Source organism: Vibrio paucivorans (assembly GCF_054053395.1).
The window spans coordinates 2,766,960-2,786,028 of record NZ_CM133230.1 but is presented as its reverse complement, the minus strand read 5'-3'; the positions used below and the strand labels follow the sequence as shown (position 1 = coordinate 2,786,028).

Sequence of the window (19,069 nt, the reverse complement as noted above, 5' to 3'; positions counted from 1 at the left end):
ACCACAAGGTTTTTGCTTTGTCACAATTGACCTCACAGCAATCGATTTTATCAGACAGCCAAGATGCATTACCGATTCAGTCGGTTATCTCACAATTGCTCTCTAGCGTACAAAATTCCAACCAAGTGATTCTCAAAGCGGCACCGGGGGCGGGTAAGTCGACCTATTTTCCTTTGCAACTGGTGAAAAATCAGTGTGTCGCGGGAAAAATTATCATGCTAGAGCCACGTCGTTTGGCTGCTCGAAACATTGCACAGTATCTGGCTGCTCAATTAGGGGAAAAGGTCGGTGAGCGTGTGGGCTATCGAGTGAGAGGGGACACCAAAGCAGGTCCAAACACGCAGCTCGAAATTGTGACTGAGGGAATCATGACCCGAATGATTCAAGATGATCCTGAGCTAACTGGGGTTGATTTACTGATCTTTGATGAATTTCATGAACGTAGTATCCATGCTGATACGGCATTGGCGTTGAGCCTAGAGATCCAAACCGCGTTGCGTGAAGAGTTAAAGTTGGTAGTGATGTCTGCCACTTTGGACAACGAAGCCCTTCAAGCACTGTTACCCGATGCTAAATACATAGAGTCTCATGGACGCGCTTTTGCTGTGGCGCAAAGATATCAACCTTTGAAGCCGAACGAATATCTGCCACAAGCAATGGCTAATCAAATTGAATTTTTGATGGCGAATGAGCCTGGCTCTTTATTGGCGTTTTTGCCGGGAGTTGCGGCGATAAAACAAGTTGAAGAAAAACTCTCTCACTTGAAGAACCAGTATGAAATTTGCCCTTTGTACGGTCAGTTGAACTTTTCTCAGCAGCAAAAAGCCATTGCTCCTGCGGAGCCGGGGCAGCGTAAAGTCGTGCTGGCGACAAACATTGCTGAAACCTCACTAACGATTGAAGGTATTCGTATAGTTGTGGATAGCGGGCTCGAACGAGTCGCTCGATTTGACCTGAAAACCGGTGTGACTAAGCTTGAGCAAGTTAAAATTGCCCAATCTTCTGCTGAGCAACGCGCGGGGCGTGCTGGCCGTTTGGAAGAAGGGATCTGCGTACGGCTGTATTCTGAATCCTCATTGTTTCAACAACCCAAAGTACCAGAAGCTGAAATCCTGCATTCTGATTTGTCTCCTCTTGCGATGGAGCTTGCCCAGTGGGGTACTCGAGATCCTGCGGAATTGTCATGGTTAGATACGCCAGCAAAAGCATCCATGTCTCAAGCGAAACAATTGCTTAAACGGTTGAGCCTGATGGATGAAAACGATCAACTCACGTCGCTGGGGCAGCAAGCACATACTCTTGGTGTCGAGCCGCGGCTGGCCAGTATGCTGACAATATCTGCTCAAATGAGTGAACAAGATACAGGCTTGGTGAGCAATGCCTTGCTTGTTGCTGCGTTAAGTGAAGAACCTGAGCGCCAAGTCAGTGATTTGTTGCAAAGCGTGCATCGTTTTAATGTTGGTAAACACAGTAAACAATCGGTTATAGCGCAGCGGATTAAAAACTTGTCGTCCAAGCTTGCGGTCAAATTTCAAAATGCGTCGATCTGCGACGATTCCATTTCGGTAGTCGCAGCTCTCGCTTTCCCAGATCGTATTGCACAGTTGCGTTCTAACTCCGGGGGGCAGTATTTATTGGCGAATGGCCATGGCGCACAACTACGCGATGAAGATGCCCTGTTTGGCAACGACTACTTAATCACGATTGATTTGTTGCGCTCAGGGCAGCAATCGAGTTTTATTCAGCTAGCAAGTCCTATTGATATTCACTATGTGAAAGACAAACTTCCCAAACTATTCAAACAAACGGAATGTGTAGACTGGGATGAATCGAGAGGGCGATTGGTAGCCGAACAGCAGCTGCGCATCGGTCGGTTAGTCATTGAACGAAAAGCACTGCCAGAACCGAGCTCAGAAAAAATGACGCAAGCTTTACTTAGCTATGTTCGTCGTAAGGGGCTTTCAGTATTAAATTGGAGCGTGTCGTCTCAGGAGCTTTTACAACGGATTCGTTGCGCAATTGATTGGCTTCCTGAACAAGAGTGGCCTGCTATGGATGATCAATCTTTACTAGATGAACTAGAGCTTTGGATTGAGCCTTATATGCAAGGCGTCAATTCAGCGAAAGCACTGAAGAATATTTCGCTAGAGCAGGCTTTGTTGGCTCGGCTTGGTTGGCCTCTGAATCAAGACATAGACAAATGGTTACCAACACATCATGTCGTTCCTACCGGAAGCAAAAAAAAGATCTGTTATCAACAAGGCTCAGAGCCAATGCTATCGGTGAGAATGCAAGAAATGTTTGGGGAACAAGAGTCACCTGCCGTTGCGTTAGGTAAAGTTAAATTGGTGGTGGAGTTGCTCTCTCCAGCACAGCGGCCGCTACAAGTGACTAAAGATTTAGCCGGATTTTGGCAGGGTGCTTATCGTGAAGTACAAAAAGAAATGAAAGGTCGTTACCCCAAACATGTTTGGCCAGATGATCCGGCAAACCATGTAGCAACGACTAAAACAAAGCGACAGCTAGATAAATGACAACGAAGAAAAAGCCTGAAGGCAAAACAAGTAGCAAGAAGACTACAACACGTAAAACCACGGCAGCGCGAAAGCCTGCCAAGCGTAAAACTACCCGAACGAAAAAAACGGCTAAATCAGGAAAGCGCACTTGGCTCAAAGTACTTTGGAGCATTGGCTGGAAAGTCGGTGTGGCCAGTATTGCCATCTTACTGTTTATTGGAATTTATTTAGACAGTGTGGTGAAGCAGCGCTTTGAAGGGCAATTGTTTGATTTACCAACTGTGGTATACGCAAGAATTTTAAATTTAGCGCCTGGCGATAACATCACTATTCAAGAAGTACGCAATGAACTGGATGTACTTAATTATCGTAAGGTAAGGCAGCCTCGTTATGCTGGCGAGTACTCTTCGTCTTCCACTAAGATAGAAATGATCCGCCGTCCATTTGAGTTTTCAGATGGACCAGAGCCCGATCGTCACGTCATGCTTCACTTCGACAGTAGTGGGTTGCAGCGTATTCAGTCGCTAGAGCAGCAAGGCGACTTAGGCTACTTACGCGTTGAGCCTAAGATGCTAGGGATGCTGGAAAAAAACAGCGATGAGCAGCGTTTATTCCTACGTCGTGACCAGTTCCCTGAAGTGATGGTTGATGCTCTGCTTGCCACTGAAGATAGAAACTTTTATCAGCATGATGGTGTGTCACCACTAGCAATAGCACGCGCGATGATAGTGAATGTCAAAGCTGGACGCACAGTGCAGGGCGGTAGCACGCTGACGCAGCAGTTGGCGAAGAACCTATTCTTATCCAGTGACCGCACTTTATGGCGCAAGGTGAGAGAAGCGTATATCGCGATTATTTTGGATTATCGTTACAGCAAAGACCGAATTCTGGAAGCTTATCTCAACGAAGTTTATTTGGGTCAAAGTGGTGGCGAAGCCATTCATGGCTTTGGCTTGGCCGCTAGGCTCTATTTTGGTCAGCCAATTCAAGAGCTGCGTATTGATCAATTGGCTTTGCTAGTCGGTATGGTGAAAGGTCCGTCTTACTACAATCCAGTGCGCTCCCCAGAGCGCGCTAAGCAGCGTCGCGATCTCGTACTGCGTTTGATGATGCAGCAACATACGTTGACAGCAAGTGAGTTTGAGCAAGCGGCCAGTAGGCCTCTTGATATTCAAGCCAACCCTAAAATTGCTAGCCGACAACCGGCCTATTTCCAGCAGTTGAAAATAGAGCTCCGGGAGAAGGTTGGTGATGTGTTCCAATCTGATACCGGCTTAAGAGTATTCACTTCATTAGACCCGGTTTCTCAAGAAAAGCTTGAACAAGCGATCGACCGTAAAATACCAAGCCTTGCAAAAATCGCAGGCAAAGATCTCGAAGCGGCTGCGGTAGCAGTAGACAGACACAGTGGTGAGATTCGAGCGATGGTTGGTGGAAAGCGCACTGGCTATGATGGCTTCAACCGCGCTCTGAATGCGAGTCGACAGATAGGCTCATTGGCGAAACCGGCGGTTTACTTGACGGCATTGCAGAAGCCAGACGAATACACTCTTGCTTCTACCTTGCAAGATAAGCCGATTAGCCTAAAAGGCAGTAAAGGCAATGTGTGGTCTCCGAGAAATTACGATAGAAAATTCCGTGGTGATGTGCCTTTGTATATGGCTTTGGCTAAATCTTTAAATGTGCCGACTGTCCAACTGGGGATGAAGCTTGGTATCCCAAGTGTGGTTAAGACGTTTGAGCGTTTAGGGGTGGATGGCTCAGAAATTAGGCCAGTCCCATCGATGTTCCTCGGCTCGTTTACTCTAACGCCATTCCAAGTAGCACAGATGTATCAAACATTGACCAACTCTGGCAAAAAGGCGGAGCTGTCTGCATTACGTTCAGTGCTCGATATCGAAGGGAGTGTGCTGTATGAGTCTATTCCAAGAGTCTCGCAATCTGTTGACCAGCAGGCGGCATGGTTGACGACTTACGCGATGAAGCGTGGTGTATTAGAAGGGACAGGTCGCTATCTCAATAGCCAGTTTGCTTGGGCTGCCTTAGCTGGCAAAACTGGAACCAGTAACGACACACGAGACAGTTGGTTCGTTGGGGTCGATGGTCGTGAGGTGACCACCATTTGGTTAGGCAGAGATGACAACAAGCCTACCAAGTTAACGGGCTCTAGTGGGGCGTTGAGAGTCTACGCGGAATACCTTAAACATCGAATCCCAGAGAGACTTACCCTGCCATGGCCAAGTCAGATTACGACGCTAGGCTTTGAAAAAACTGCGCAAGGCGATCTAAGGTTAGATTGCTCAAACCAATTTAAACTACCAGTGTGGGATAAAAGTGGTGCGCTTAAGAAAAGCTGTGATGAACAACCTGCTACTTGGATAAAAAAGATATTCAGTTGGTAGAGTATTCAGTAATATTGAATGAGATACTTTAAAAGGAATTATAACTGCTCGTGATACATTCTTTGTTTACTCGACTTGCCATTTTTGCGTGTGCAGTTTCAACCGTTGCTCATGCCGAACAAGTGAACTCAACGGATAAAGAGCGACCGAAAGTCGCTGTTGTTTTAGCTGGTGGAGGCGCCAAAGGTGCAGCTCACATAGGTGTGCTGAAGGCGTTAGAAGAACTACGAATACCAGTCGATATTATTACTGGCACCAGTATGGGTGCTTATGTTGGTGGCTTATATGCGACAGGCATGAGCGCCGATGAAATCGAGAGTTTTATTTATTCGGTAGAGTGGAATGACGGTTACCGCGATCGAGTGAGCCGTAGCGACCGCCGAGTCAGAGACAAAGAGTACGAAGACAGGTATCAAATCAACACCGATCTCGGATTAAGCTGGGGTGAGATGCGTGCACCTAAAGGTGTTGTGCAAGGGCAAAATATGTTGCGCATTTTGCGTGAGACTTCTGGAAATCTGCCTGCATTAGAATCTTTCGACGAGCTCGCGATTCCTTATCGTTCGGTCGCGACCGATATCATTGACTTAAAGCCAGTCGTATTGGGGAAAGGGCATTTAGTTGATGCCATGATGGCCAGTATGTCAGTCCCTGGCGCTTTACCGCCTTATGAAATTGACGGCCAACTTCTTGTGGATGGCGGCGTCACCAACAATATGCCTGTCGACGTTGCTCGTGAACTTGGTGCAGACATCATCATCGCCGTTGATATCAGTAGTGACTACAAAGACGAAGAAGAATTTACCACTTACCTAACAGTCGCAAATCAGCTTTCAAACTATCTAGTTCGCCGCAGTACTCAGCAACAAGCAGAAACCTTGACCGACAAAGATGTGTACTTGCACCCTGATGTTGGTGGTATGCAGACTACTGAGTTTGCCAAGATGCCCGACGCGTACAAAGAAGGTGTTGAAATTGCGATGGAGCAGCAAGAGCGACTAGCTCAACTCTCCGTTTCGAGCAAAGAGTACCAACGTTATGTTGAAGCTAAGCAGCAAGCACGCAAAAAGCTCACATACGGGGACGAAGTAGTTGTCGACCAAGTCGTGATTAACAACAACACCCACTATAGTGATGAACTGCTCGCGCAACGCCTTAATTTGCAAGCGGGCAAAAGGCACACCACCGAAGAGATCGAGAAAAGCGTCCAAAGCTTATATGCACTCGATCGTTTTGAGTTGATTACTTACGAATATGCTCAGGACGAAGAAGGTAATAACCAGCTAGTTGTCGATGTAAACGAAAAATCTTGGGGGCCTAATTACGTCAACTTCCGTTTCTTCCTAGAAGATGATTTTAGTACCGATAGTCAGTACTCGATTGGTATATCGACCAATTTTACTGACCTCAATGACAATGGGGCGGAGCTACGTACCAATTTGGATATGGGTACAGACAAGCTGATTGAAGCCCAACTGTACTCTCCTTTACTTTCTAGCCAAAAAGCCTTCACCACGCTAGGCATTAAGTACAGTAATGATAAGCGAAATGCACCAATAGGCGGATTTGAAGATACCAGTTTAGAAGCGACTAAAGACTACTTACCTGTGACTTACACCGAGTGGGGAGCAGAGTTTGCGTTGGGTTACCAAAATGCGCTTTGGAATGAGCTGAAATTGGGGGTTCGCTATGTAGATGGTGAGGCGGAGCTCTCTAGCTTACCGTCTTATCTAGATATGGAGTACAAGCGAATCGGCGGCTTTACCAGTTTCCGAATCGATACTCTGAACGATTTTAGCCTTCCAACTCGCGGCATCTATCTCAACCTCGAATACATGGTTTCCCATGACACAGTGGATGGCAGCACCGCGGGGATTAGTGCTGAAGAATCAGAAGATACTGTGCACGAAATCAGTGCTCGATTCATTGGTGCCAAGAGTATTAAACGCCATACTTTGGTCGCAAATTTAGATTATGGCGTCGTACAGAGCAAGAACTCCTCTGTGCCGATCAATCCGAAAGAAATCGGCGGCTTCTTGAACCTTTCTGGCATTCCTAGAAATAGCTTAATTGGTCAGAATAAGGTGTTTAGTAGCTTAATGTACCGATACCGTTGGTTTGATAATGATTTCGGTATATTTACCTCACCATTTTACGTCGGTACCTCGATTGAATATGGTGGTGTGTGGTCTGATCCTGATATCGACCTCAATGAAGCGCCATTGTATTTGGCGGGTTCGGTGTTTGCTGGGGTAGATTCACCAGTTGGACCTATCATGCTAGGTTATGGCCGTACCGAAGATAATTTTAGCTCAGTATATTTAATTATTGGAACGACGTTTAAGTAGCAAATTTGTCGACTTTATAGTGAAAAATAGTGGGACTTTAGTCTTAAGTTGCTATGTTGGTCAAAATGATAAGATTTTAATTTTAAGTTAAATTTGCTATTCTGCGTTCCACAGTTTGGCCTCTCTGGCGCTGTTTCTCAGTCTAATTGAATGAAAACGCTGGCAATGGAGAGCCAAGTTTCCAAGGATGTTCACTCCTTTCTTTTTATAAAAGCTATTAGAAAAGGAGGAACCGCAATGAGAGGAAAAAGTCGTGCTTGAAGCCTACCGTAAACACGTCGAAGAGCGTGCTGCCGAGGGAGTTGTTCCTAAGCCCCTTGATGCTGAGCAAGTCGCTGGACTTGTTGAGTTACTGAAAAATCCCCCTCAAGGTGAAGAAGAGTTTATTCTTGACCTTCTAGAAAATAGAATTCCACCTGGTGTAGATGAAGCTGCTTACGTTAAAGCTGGCTTTTTAACAGCTATCACTAAAGGTGAAGTTGAATCACCACTAGTAAGTCGCGCGAAAGCTGCTGAACTTCTAGGCACAATGCAAGGTGGTTACAACATTGAATCACTGATTGCACTACTTGAAGATGCAGAGCTCGCACCAATTGCGGTGAAAGCGCTGTCTCACACTCTACTGATGTTTGATGCGTTCTACGACGTTGAAGAAAAAGCGAAAGCAGGCAATGCCGCAGCTCAGCAGGTACTTCAATCTTGGGCTGATGCTGATTGGTTCACGTCGAAAGAAAAAGTGGCTGAAAAAATCACAGTTAAAGTATTCAAAGTTACCGGTGAAACCAACACCGATGACCTATCTCCAGCCCCAGATGCATGGTCTCGCCCAGATATCCCAGTGCATGCGAAAGCGATGCTAAAAATGGAGCGTGACGGTATTAATCCGGATCAGCCTGGTAGTGTTGGCCCTATTAACCAAATCGAAGAACTGCAAAAAGACGGTATTCAGCTTGCTTACGTAGGTGACGTTGTTGGTACAGGTTCTTCACGTAAGTCTGCGACAAACTCAGTACTTTGGTTTATGGGCGAAGATATCCCATACGTACCAAACAAACGCACTGGTGGCGTTTGTTTAGGTGGTAAGATCGCGCCAATCTTCTACAACACAATGGAAGATTCAGGCGCATTACCGATTGAGCTCGACGTACAACAAATGAATATGGGCGATGTTATCGATATTTTCCCGTATGAAGGTGTAGTGCGTAAGAATGGTGCTGAAATCTCTAGCTTTGAGTTAAGTAAAGTACTACTTGATGAAGTTCGTGCAGGTGGTCGTATTCCACTGATCATTGGTCGTGGTCTAACAAGCCGTGCTCGTACTTCTCTAGGTCTAGAAGAAACAGATTTGTTTGCTAAGCCAGTTGACCCTTCTGCATCTGACAAAGGCTACACGCTAGCTCAGAAGATGGTGGGTAAAGCATGTGGCGTTGAAGGCGTACGTGCTGGTCAGTACTGTGAGCCTAAGATGACAACTGTAGGTTCTCAGGACACCACAGGCCCAATGACTCGTGACGAGCTGAAAGATCTTGCGTGTCTTGGTTTCTCGGCAGACCTTGTGATGCAGTCTTTCTGTCACACATCTGCGTATCCGAAACCAGTTGATGTTAACACTCACCATACGTTGCCAGATTTCATCATGAACCGCGCAGGTGTTTCATTACGCCCAGGTGATGGTGTTATCCACTCATGGCTAAACCGTATGCTTCTACCTGACACCGTAGGTACTGGTGGTGATTCTCATACTCGCTTCCCTCTAGGTATTTCTTTCCCAGCAGGCTCAGGCCTAGTCGCATTTGCTGCTGCAACAGGTGTTATGCCTCTTGATATGCCAGAATCAATCTTGGTTCGCTTTAAAGGTGAAATGAAGCCAGGTATTACGCTTCGTGACCTAGTGCATGCCATCCCTTACTACGGTATTAAGCAAGGTCTACTGACTGTAGAGAAAGCAGGTAAGATCAATGAGTTCTCTGGTCGTGTACTTGAAATCGAAGGTGTTGAACACCTATCAGTAGAGCAGGCGTTTGAATTATCAGATGCTTCTGCTGAGCGTTCAGCTGCTGGTTGTACGGTTAAGCTTTCTCAAGAGTCTATCGAAGAGTACTTGAACTCTAACATCGTAATGCTGAAGTGGATGATCGCTGAAGGTTACGGTGACGTGCGTACTATTGAGCGTCGTATTACAGCGATGGAAGAGTGGCTAGCAAACCCAGAGCTACTGTCTGCTGACGCTGATGCAGAATACGCTCACGTAATTGAGATTGACCTAGCAGAAATCGATCAGCCAATACTATGTGCTCCGAACGACCCTGATGACGCTCGTCTTCTGTCTGATGTTCAAGGTACAGAAATCCAAGAAGTATTCATCGGTTCTTGTATGACCAACATTGGTCACTTCCGTGCCGCAGGTAAGATGCTTGAAGAGTTTAACGGCTCATTGAGCACCCGCCTATGGGTAGCTCCACCGACGAAGATGGATAAAGACCAACTTACCGAAGAAGGCTACTACGGCATCTTTGGTCGTGCAGGGGTTCGTATCGAAACTCCAGGTTGTTCTCTATGTATGGGTAACCAAGCGCGTGTTGCTGATAAAGCGACAGTAATGTCTACTTCTACGCGTAACTTCCCTAACCGTTTAGGTACAGGTGCGAACGTTTACCTCGCTTCTGCTGAACTTTCTGCAGTAGGTGCGATTCTTGGTCGCATCCCAACTAAGGAAGAGTATCTAGAGTACTCTGCGAAGATTGATGCAACGGCAGCAGATACTTACCGTTACTTGAACTTCCACAAGATGGGTCAGTACACAGAGAAAGCAGATACGGTTATTTTCCAAGAGCCTGCATAATCGAAAAGCTCTAATGGATTGATACAAAAAGCACTTGTGATTTTCACAAGTGCTTTTTTGTTTTTAGACCTTAGGGCCTGTTGATCTTTCGTGGTTAAATTTTGTTCGAGATAAAATCGTTTTAGGCGAGGCGAAGAGTGTGTGGCCTAGTTATTCTAAGCAAATAGTCTTCAACAAAGCATAAAACGATTTTAGCCGAACCCTTCGGGCAGCCTTTGTGGTTCATTTCTACTGCGTTATCGGCTTCTCATGTAGGCTAGCTACACATCAAAGCCTCTGCCTGCTCTTGTTTGTAAAGAAATAGAAACTTCCCACAAAGTGCTGCAAAAATCAGCTCGAAAGGTCAACAGGCCCTAGAGAGTTAGCGAGTGAGTCGTTATACTCTGCGCCTATTTTTTCAAGTCGTTTAAATGCCTAGGAGCCAGTATGGAATTTCAATTTACTCGCAATACCCTTATGGGGGAGTACTACGTGAAATGCAGTATGGGTCATGAAGTTGTTGGTCGTTGGCTACAAGAAGAAATTGGCAAGAACCGTCACAAGATAGAAGAAGTGGACCAGCTGATTGAATTGGCGAAAAGTAACCCAGCCCAAGAACTAAAACTACTTGGCACTGAAATTAGCCTATCCATTCATGATAATGAGGTGGTGGTTGAGGAGAATGTCCTCGCTCACGAACAAGAACTAGAAGGTGAGTTTGACTTCTATGATAGTGAAGCAAGCGCCAGTTGCGGGTTGGATGATTTTGAATTGCTGATTGAGCGGTGGATAGACTTTCTGGGTTACTAACCTTCATTAACGCTTTAGATGCTGCCTTATAGTGCAGCGCATTATTATTGTGAAAAGGTCGCACTATTATGGTGCGACCTTTTTTGTTTTTATAAAGGCTTATGTTGAATAAGTATTGATAAACAAAGACTTAACAAGTTGGCACGTACCTTGGATTAATAGAAGTGTTAAAAGGACTACAGCTTCAGAGAGGATGCGATGAAACTAATTAATGCCATTATCAAACCGTTCAAACTAGACGACGTTCGTGAAGCATTAGCGGATGTGGGAATTGAAGGAATGACAGTTTCAGAAGTAAAAGGTTTTGGCCGCCAGAAGGGTCACACAGAATTGTATCGCGGCGCAGAATACCAAGTAGATTTCTTGCCAAAAGTAAAACTAGAAATCGCGACACAAGCTGAAAACGTCGATCGCGTGATTGAAGCCGTATCTAAAGCGGCGCACACCGGCAAGATTGGTGACGGAAAAATCTTTGTCTACGACCTGAGCCAGGCGGTACGTATTCGTACTGGCGAGATGGACGCAGAGGCACTTTAAGAATTCTAAGGACTGGAGACACTAAGATGGAACTATCAACAACAGTAACGGAATTACGTTACGCACTAGACACTTTTTTCTTCCTCATTTCAGGTGCGTTAGTAATGTGGATGGCAGCAGGTTTTGCGATGCTGGAAGCGGGCCTTGTGCGTTCGAAGAATACGACCGAGATCTTAACTAAAAATATTTGTTTGTACGCAATCGCGTGTACGACTTTCTTACTGGTTGGCTACAACATTATGTATGTCGACAATGGAGAAGGCGGTTGGTTACCTTCATTTGGAACATTGATTGGTACACAAGGCGAAGGCGCAGATCACTCACTTGAGTCAGACTTCTTCTTCCAAGTTGTGTTCGTTGCAACAGCCATGTCTGTGGTTTCAGGTGCGGTTGCTGAGCGTATGAAGCTTTGGTCATTCCTAATCTTCTCAGTAGTACTAACTGCGTTTATTTATCCTATGGAAGGTTACTGGACATGGGGCGGTGGTTTCCTATCTGAAGCTGGCTTCAGTGACTTCGCAGGTTCCGGTATCGTTCACATGGCTGGTGCGGCGGCTGCTCTTGCTGGTGTTCTACTGCTAGGTGCTCGTAAGGGTAAATACGGTAAAAACGGTGAAATCTACCCAATTCCTGGTTCAAACATGCCGCTAGCGACATTGGGTACGTTTATTCTATGGTTTGGTTGGTTCGGCTTTAACGGCGGCTCTCAATTGATGGTTTCTGACTTCGAGAATGCAACCGCAGTTGGTCAGATCTTCCTTAACACTAACGCTGCAGCTGCTGCAGGTGCGATCGCTGCACTACTAGTGTGTAAAACAACCTGGGGCAAAGCTGATTTAACTATGGTGTTAAATGGTGCATTAGCAGGCTTAGTGGCTATCACTGCTGACCCTCTGTCTCCATCACCACTTTATGCGGTATCTATCGGCGCAGTATCAGGTGCACTAGTGGTATTCAGCATTATCGGTCTAGATAAACTGAAAATCGACGATCCTGTTGGTGCTATCTCTGTACACGGTGTGTGTGGTTTCTTCGGCCTAATGGTTGTTCCACTAAGCAACGGTGATGCAAGCTTCGGTGCACAGCTATTTGGTGCTGCGGTAATCTTTGCTTGGGTATTTGGTGCAAGTCTAGCTGTTTGGGCTGTACTGAAAGCGACAATGGGTATCCGTGTTAGCGAAGACGAAGAACTAGAAGGTATGGATATGCATGACTGTGGTGTGGGTGCTTACCCTGAGTTTGTCACAGTAAAATAACCCTTCAATAGAATATGAAAAGGCCAGCTCTGCAAAGAGCTGGCCTTTTTGTTTATGGTGCTAGAAGGTGAACTCATTTATTCTTATAGTGAATTTGAATAAAAGATACGTCATGGAGTGATGAATGAAAGTTTGGTTAGTGAGTCTTATCGTTATGTTGTCTTCCAGCGTTTATGCCAGTTCAGAGCTAAACCAAGTAGCAGAAAAACAGCGTGCCGACATTGAACAAAGGATCATGGACAAGCTGTTTGGAACCAGTATAAAGATGGAAAGCAATAAAAAGTATGTAGGTCATGTTCGCCAGATAGGGCAGAGCAATAATTACTTACTAAAGCTCCAAGATCCAAATTCAGATGGTGTTCACACCCTAACGTACCTCGCTGATGTCGATGCCATCATTGTTGGAGATAGAACTAGCCTGATTCGACTGGATGATAAGTCATCCATCAGTCAAGAATATCAAGCGAGCTACGTAAAGCCGTTACTCGCCAATATTGATTCAAGTGACCTGATTGATATGTCCTCACCTGAATCAGGTGGTGGGGATAAGCTGTATGTCTTTACTGACCCAACTTGTGGCTATTGCAACCGACTGCATCGAGAGATTGCGGAGTACCAGCAACAAGGTCTTTCAATTCAATATTTACCTTACCCAAGAAGCGGTAAAAACGGCGCAGCATATAAAATGCTGGTGAACACCTATTGCTCAAAGGACCGAAAATCAGGCTTGGATTATGCGAAAGCAAACCAAAAGCCACCTCAACTTCCAGCGGATATTTCTGCAAGTGAACTGCAAAAGTGTGAAGACATAGTCAACAAGTACCTCACTTTGGGGGCTCAGCTTGGCATTTCTGGCACACCAAGTATTTATACCGTGTCAGGCTATCAGGTTGGTGGTTATGTGCCGGCAGCGCAGCTGCGTCATACACTTGATCAGTTATAAAGGTCACCGAGTTGAGTGCGTGAAAAGTCTTGTTACAAAATAACCACAAAGAAACCAGCCAGCAAAAGCTGGTTTTTTTGTCTACGATCATTGTAATTAAAATATTGATGAATATAATAACGCAACTGATAAACGTTATCATTACGATGTAAAGGACTAAACCATGAAAAAACTGCTAGCTCTATCAGCATTAGCATGTAGCACTCTAGTACCAGCAGCGGCGATGGCTGCTGAAGAAGTGAACGTATACTCTTACCGCCAACCATTCTTGGTTGAACCAATGTTCAATGAGTTCACTAAAGAAACAGGCATTAAAGTTAACGTTAAGTTTGCTAAAAAAGGCTTAGCTGAGAAACTGGCTCAAGAAGGTGAGTACAGCCCTGCAGACGTTATCCTTACTGTGGATATCAGCCGTCTAGCTGAACTAACTGACAAAGGTTTAGTACAAAAAGTCGATAGCGAAGTTATTGAAGCTAACGTACCAGCACAATACCAAGACGACAACAACGAGTGGTTTGCTCTGACAACTCGTACTCGCAGCGTGTACTCGTCACGTGACCGTGTTGGTAAGCTAGGTGATGACTTCACATACGCTGACCTTGCTAAGCCTGAATTTAAAGGCAAGATCTGTACTCGTAGTGGTAAGCACCCATACAACGTATCTCTCGTATCAGCGATGATCGCTCATAAAGGCGAAGCGGAAACGAAAGAGTGGCTAGAAGGCGTAAAGGCTAATCTAGCACGTAAACCACAAGGCAACGACCGCGCTCAAGTTAAAGCAATCAAAGAAGGCCTATGTGATGTTTCTCTAGGTAACAGCTACTACCTAGGTAAAATGGTTAACGATAAAGAGCAAAAAGCTTGGGCTGACGCTGTTTACATTAACTTCCCTGGCCAAAACGCAGAAGGTACACACGTAAACATTAGTGGTATGGCGATGGCAAAATACTCTCCAAACAAAGAGAACGCGCTTAAGCTGATGGAATTCCTAACGGGTGATACAGCTCAACAAATGTACGCTGAAGTGAACTATGAATACCCTGTGAAAGAAGGCGTTAAGCGTTCTGAGCTTGTTGCTTCATGGGGCGACTTCAAAGCAGATACTATCTCTTTGGATGAAATTGCAGCGCATCACGCAGCAGCAATCAAACTTCTAGACGAAGTGAAATTTGACCTTTAATTGAATCTAGGGGTATAACTGTACCCCTATTTTTTTAAAGGGATATGAGATGTATTTGCAATGGCATTTGTGTTTCATACAGCCTTGTTGTAATTAGGCGATGAAAGAAAAAAATTTCTTATGGAAAACCAGTAGTGCGAGCTTGGCTCTACTACTGGTTTTGCCGATCTTAGCGATCTTCTATACGGCTATCGGTGACACTGATGATATTTTCCCTCATCTGATGTCAACGGTACTTCCAACCTACACCACTAACACTATTACTCTTGTTGTAGGAGTGATGGCACTTTCCTTGGTGTTCGGTATCCCTAGTGCTTGGTTGATGGCGATGTGCAAACTTCCATCAGAGCGCGTATTACAATGGGCATTAGTTCTGCCTCTTGCGATGCCGGGCTATATCGTGGGATACATTTTTACCGATTGGTTTGATTTCGCCGGGCCGATTCAGATCCTACTGCGAGATATGACAGGGTGGGGGCCTGGTGAATACTGGTTCCCTGATATACGTACTTTAACGGGCGCAACGATTGTGTTGGCGTTGGTACTTTATCCTTACGTTTACCTGTTATGCCGTGCCGCCTTCATGGAGCAGAATGTCTCTTTGCTTCAATCTGCTCGATTGTTGAAGTGTTCACCTTGGGAAAGCTTTAGACGAATTTCTTTGCCGCTTGTCCGCCCATCTATCGCTGTAGGCTTGTCGTTGGTTGCAATGGAAACCATCGGCGACTTTGGCACGGTGAACTATTTTGCCGTGAGTACATTGACGACCGCCGTTTACGATACTTGGCTCGGATATTCTAGCCTCAGTGCTGCGGCCAAAATATCTGCGATTATGTTGATATTTGTCCTGCTATTTTTAAGTGCTGAAAGATACAGCCGACGTAAGCAGAAACTCTTCCAAAGCCAATTTAGCAGCCGAGAAGATTTTCGTTATGAACTGAAAGGTTGGAAAAAGTGGGCAGCGCTAAGTTGGTGTTGGGGATTAGTCTCGGTGGCATTTATATTCCCGTTACTTCAGCTTTGTATCTATGCTTACAAATACTTCGAACAAAGCTGGACGGCGGAGTTTAAGCAGTACGCAATCAATAGTTTACAAGTTTCGTTCGCGGCTGCATTTATTGGTGTTGCCATTGCCCTTATCGTTAATTTTTGCCATCGAGTGAGTCCAACGCGCCGTAGTTTAGCGTTCATGCGTCTATCGTCGATGGGCTATGCCGTACCTGGAACGGTTTTAGCCATTGGTGTGATGGTGCCGGTACTGTTCATGGATCACTTTGTGAATGATATCGCTAGAGCAATGGAGTGGGGCAGACCGGGTTTGATCTTCTCGGGGTCAATGTTCGCGCTTATATTCGCTCTGGTGGTGCGTTTTTCTGCGGTCGCGATTGGCAGTATTGAAAGTAGCCTAAATAAAGTGTCGCCGTCTTTGGATATGGCTTCTCGCACCATGGGGTGTAACTCAAATCAAATGCTCCGTCGGATACATTTACCACTTATTCGTCGTGGAGCATTGATTGCAGGTTTGCTTGTGTTCATAGAGTCAATGAAAGAGCTTAATGCCGCTTTGTTGCTTCGTCCGTTCAACTTTGAAACCTTGGCGACTTATGTATTTAACTATGCTTCTGATGAGCATCTAGAGTTGGCGGCAATGCCGGCTGTACTTCTTGTGTTAGTGGGTTTGATTCCACTTGTTGTTGTTAACCGTTCCTTGGAGCAATCCCACTAATGAGCTGTGCGTTATCAATTCAAAACCTGACATGTAAATATGAGTCTCAGACCATCTTAGAGTCACTATCTTTAAATGTTGAGCATGGCGAGATCGTTTGTTTGTTGGGGGCTAGTGGATGCGGCAAAACCACTTTGTTGAAAGCGATTGCTGGTCTTTTGCCGTTAAGTTCAGGAACGATGAGCTTAAACTGCATGACCATTGATGATGGTGACAATTGGCTACCTCCTGAGCAACGTAACATTGGCATGATATTTCAAGATTACGCCCTTTTTCCTCATCTCACCGTTGCTGAAAATATCGCGTTTGGATTAAGGAATATCAGCGTACAAGAAAAGCAGGAGAAAGTGAGTGAAATGCTTCACTTAGTACGTCTTGCTGATTACGGTGACCGCTTCCCGCACCAATTGTCTGGTGGTCAACAGCAGCGTGTAGCCATCGCCCGCTCTTTGGCGTATAAGCCCGATCTCCTATTGTTAGATGAGCCATTTTCTAATATTGATACACAAGTTCGCCATAAGTTGATTGGTGAAATTCGCAAGATCTTTAAAGCGCAAGGTGTGACAGCGATTTTCGTTACACACAGTCGCGAGGAAGCTTTTGCGTTTTCCGACAAGATGGCGGTAATGAATAATGGTGTTATTGAGCAGTACGGCACCGCAACAGAGTTGTATTACCACCCATCGAGTAAGTTCGTTGCAGATTTCTTAGGGGGCGGGAGTTACTTACCAGCTAAACGTATTTCTGAATCTGAATATCAAACCGAGCTAGGGGTGGTGGAAGCAAAAGCTCAGCAACATATTGATGTCGATACTCAATGCGAGTTGCTATTGCGTCCACAACACATTCAAATTAGTTCAACAGAAGACAGTAGTGTTCGTGTGCTTGAACAACAGTTTATGGGTGACCATTGTCGCTATGTGATTGATGCGAGTGGCAGCAAATTATTGGCAAGTTCAAGTGAAGCGCTGAACCTTGGTCAAATGGTGTCGGTGAAAGTGAACACTAACGGAATCTTAGCCTTCTAGAAAAAAGCCCGGCTTTCGCCGGGCAAGTGTTCTTCACCTATAGGGTGCTCGTAAGAGCAAGTGGTCGGGTAATTACAAAGACAAGAAGTCTTTTACCTGTTGAAGAACACGTTCCGCAGTGTCTTTATCTTGCATTTCTGCAAAAATTCGTAGCAATGGCTCTGTACCAGAGAAACGTGCAATAACCCAGCCGCCGTTTTTGAAGTAGACTTTCGCGCCATCTTCGTAGCTGACTTTCTCGATCTCATATTCAAACTGTGGTAGCTGCTTCTCGACATAAATCTTGTCATACAAAGCTTGTTTCTGAGTTGGTTTAAATGTGCAGTCACCCTCTGCGGTGTATGCGTATCCGTATTTACCGTAAATCTCTCCAAGCAGCTCTGATAGTTTTTTGCCTGTCACGGAAATCATCTCAACCAATAGACTGGAAGCGAAGACACCATCCTTGCCTTTAATATGGCCTCGGATGGTTAGACCGCCAGAGCTTTCTCCACCGATGAGGGAATCGTCTGCTTCCATCTGCGAGCTAATGTGCTTAAAGCCAACAGGTACTTCAAAGCTCTTCTCTCCATGATCTGCGGCAATCTTATCGAGAATATGGGTAGTGGCAATATTGCGTACTACAGAGCCTTTCCAGCCTTTGTACTCTAGCAAGTAGTAGTACAACAGAATCAGTACTTCGTTCGGGTGAATAAAGTTGCCTTTTTCGTCGATAATGCCAAGTCTATCCGCATCACCATCTGTACCGATACCAATATCATAACCTTCAGCGGCAACTAAGTGTTTTAGTCGGTACAGAGTTGCGGCACTTGGTGACGGCATTAAGCCACCGAAATCGGGGTTCTTGCCGTCGTTGATCACATCAACATCACAGCGGCCATTGATCAATACAGTCTGTAGAGCATTTTTAGCCACACCAAACATTGGGTCGATTAGCACACGTAAGTTGGCTTTTTTGATGGCTTCGATATCGACAAAATCAATGATCGAATCAACGAATTCGTTCATTGGGTTGATGATGACAACGGCTTGATCGTTAACCGATTGTTCGAAATCGACAGACTTAACATCTTCTTGTTTCAATACAGAAATTTGCTGCTCAATCTTTTGTGTAATGATTTCGTCAGCGTCACGGCCACCTTCAATGAAGATTTTTACACCATTATAGTCGGCAGGGTTATGTGAAGCCGTGATGCATGCAGAGTATGCACAGCCCATTTCTTTCGCTTTGAACATTACGATTGGGGTAGGAACAAACTTGTCGATAAAGCTGACAGTGATGCTATTCGCTGCCAGAACTTCAGCAAACCATTGGCCCGCTTTGTCTGAAAGAAAGCGACGGTCGTAACCGATAACAAAACCGTTGCCTGCTGCATTCTCATTGTTAATGATGTTGGCAAGTGCCTGCGCTACTAGGCGTACGTTATCTTTAGTGAACTCCTCACCAATGAATGCGCGCCAACCACCAGTACCAAATTTAATCATTTCTCTAATCCTTGTAG

12 protein-coding genes are annotated in these 19,069 nt (G+C 45.3%); 11 read left to right on the top strand and 1 reads right to left on the bottom strand.

What is annotated here, in order from left to right:
• Window positions 1-86 precede the first annotated feature (86 nt).
• From hrpB to ACXABW_RS12545, 11 genes are all read left to right on the top strand, one after another.
• The gene (gene hrpB, locus ACXABW_RS12595; protein WP_457525026.1) at window positions 87-2,534 is read left to right on the top strand and encodes an ATP-dependent helicase HrpB; all 2,448 of its coding nucleotides are present in this window, start codon (window positions 87-89) and stop codon (window positions 2,532-2,534) included.
• Window positions 2,531-4,918: a penicillin-binding protein 1B gene (gene mrcB / locus ACXABW_RS12590; RefSeq protein ID WP_457522988.1), complete on the top strand. Its 2,388-nt coding sequence runs from the start codon at window positions 2,531-2,533 to the stop codon at window positions 4,916-4,918. Before hrpB ends, mrcB begins: the two co-directional genes overlap by 4 nt.
• 80 nt (window positions 4,919-4,998) lie before the next feature.
• Window positions 4,999-7,266 (top strand): patatin-like phospholipase family protein, encoded by a 2,268-nt coding sequence (locus tag ACXABW_RS12585; RefSeq protein WP_457525025.1) that lies wholly within the window; start codon window positions 4,999-5,001, stop codon window positions 7,264-7,266.
• 253 nt (window positions 7,267-7,519) lie between these two features.
• The gene (gene acnB / locus ACXABW_RS12580; RefSeq protein WP_457522987.1) at window positions 7,520-10,108 is read left to right on the top strand and encodes a bifunctional aconitate hydratase 2/2-methylisocitrate dehydratase; all 2,589 of its coding nucleotides are present in this window, start codon (window positions 7,520-7,522) and stop codon (window positions 10,106-10,108) included.
• A 426-nt stretch (window positions 10,109-10,534) separates the two neighbouring features.
• Entirely contained in the window at window positions 10,535-10,897 is a 363-nt protein-coding gene (locus ACXABW_RS12575) for a YacL family protein (protein WP_265686082.1), read from the top strand.
• 198 nt (window positions 10,898-11,095) lie between these two features.
• Complete coding sequence (gene glnK / locus ACXABW_RS12570) at window positions 11,096-11,434, top strand: P-II family nitrogen regulator (RefSeq protein ID WP_004742633.1); 339 nt, start codon at window positions 11,096-11,098, stop codon at window positions 11,432-11,434.
• A 26-nt stretch (window positions 11,435-11,460) separates the two neighbouring features.
• Entirely contained in the window at window positions 11,461-12,690 is a 1,230-nt protein-coding gene (locus ACXABW_RS12565) for an ammonium transporter (RefSeq protein WP_265686081.1), read from the top strand.
• Between the two features lie 124 nt (window positions 12,691-12,814).
• On the top strand, window positions 12,815-13,633 hold the full coding sequence (locus ACXABW_RS12560) for a DsbC family protein (protein WP_457522985.1): 819 nt from the start codon (window positions 12,815-12,817) through the stop codon (window positions 13,631-13,633).
• Window positions 13,634-13,796: 163 nt separating this feature from the next.
• The gene (locus tag ACXABW_RS12555) at window positions 13,797-14,813 is read left to right on the top strand and encodes a Fe(3+) ABC transporter substrate-binding protein (protein ID WP_457522983.1); all 1,017 of its coding nucleotides are present in this window, start codon (window positions 13,797-13,799) and stop codon (window positions 14,811-14,813) included.
• A gap of 100 nt (window positions 14,814-14,913) precedes the next feature.
• Window positions 14,914-16,539, top strand: a complete 1,626-nt coding sequence (locus ACXABW_RS12550) for an ABC transporter permease (RefSeq protein ID WP_265686078.1) — start codon at window positions 14,914-14,916, stop codon at window positions 16,537-16,539.
• Window positions 16,539-17,567: an ABC transporter ATP-binding protein gene (locus ACXABW_RS12545; protein WP_457522982.1), complete on the top strand. Its 1,029-nt coding sequence runs from the start codon at window positions 16,539-16,541 to the stop codon at window positions 17,565-17,567. The genes ACXABW_RS12550 and ACXABW_RS12545 overlap by 1 nt, the downstream gene beginning before the upstream one ends.
• Window positions 17,568-17,639: 72 nt before the next feature.
• Here ACXABW_RS12545 and ACXABW_RS12540 read toward each other — a convergent pair whose 3' ends face one another.
• Window positions 17,640-19,052 carry a phosphoglucomutase/phosphomannomutase family protein gene (locus tag ACXABW_RS12540; RefSeq protein WP_457522980.1) on the bottom strand — a complete coding sequence of 471 codons (1,413 nt, stop codon included), beginning with the start codon at window positions 19,050-19,052 and terminating at the stop codon, window positions 17,640-17,642.
• Window positions 19,053-19,069 lie beyond the last annotated feature (17 nt).

Coding starts and splice junctions, on each gene's coding strand:
- mrcB (WP_457522988.1), top strand. CDS start 2,531: ATGACAACGAAGAAAAAGCCTGAAGGCAAAACAAGTAGCAAGAAGACT.
- ACXABW_RS12575 (WP_265686082.1), top strand. CDS start 10,535: ATGGAATTTCAATTTACTCGCAATACCCTTATGGGGGAGTACTACGTG.
- glnK (WP_004742633.1), top strand. CDS start 11,096: ATGAAACTAATTAATGCCATTATCAAACCGTTCAAACTAGACGACGTT.
- ACXABW_RS12565 (WP_265686081.1), top strand. CDS start 11,461: ATGGAACTATCAACAACAGTAACGGAATTACGTTACGCACTAGACACT.
- ACXABW_RS12560 (WP_457522985.1), top strand. CDS start 12,815: ATGAAAGTTTGGTTAGTGAGTCTTATCGTTATGTTGTCTTCCAGCGTT.
- ACXABW_RS12555 (WP_457522983.1), top strand. CDS start 13,797: ATGAAAAAACTGCTAGCTCTATCAGCATTAGCATGTAGCACTCTAGTA.
- ACXABW_RS12550 (WP_265686078.1), top strand. CDS start 14,914: ATGAAAGAAAAAAATTTCTTATGGAAAACCAGTAGTGCGAGCTTGGCT.
- ACXABW_RS12545 (WP_457522982.1), top strand. CDS start 16,539: ATGAGCTGTGCGTTATCAATTCAAAACCTGACATGTAAATATGAGTCT.
- ACXABW_RS12540 (WP_457522980.1), bottom strand. CDS start 19,052: ATGATTAAATTTGGTACTGGTGGTTGGCGCGCATTCATTGGTGAGGAG.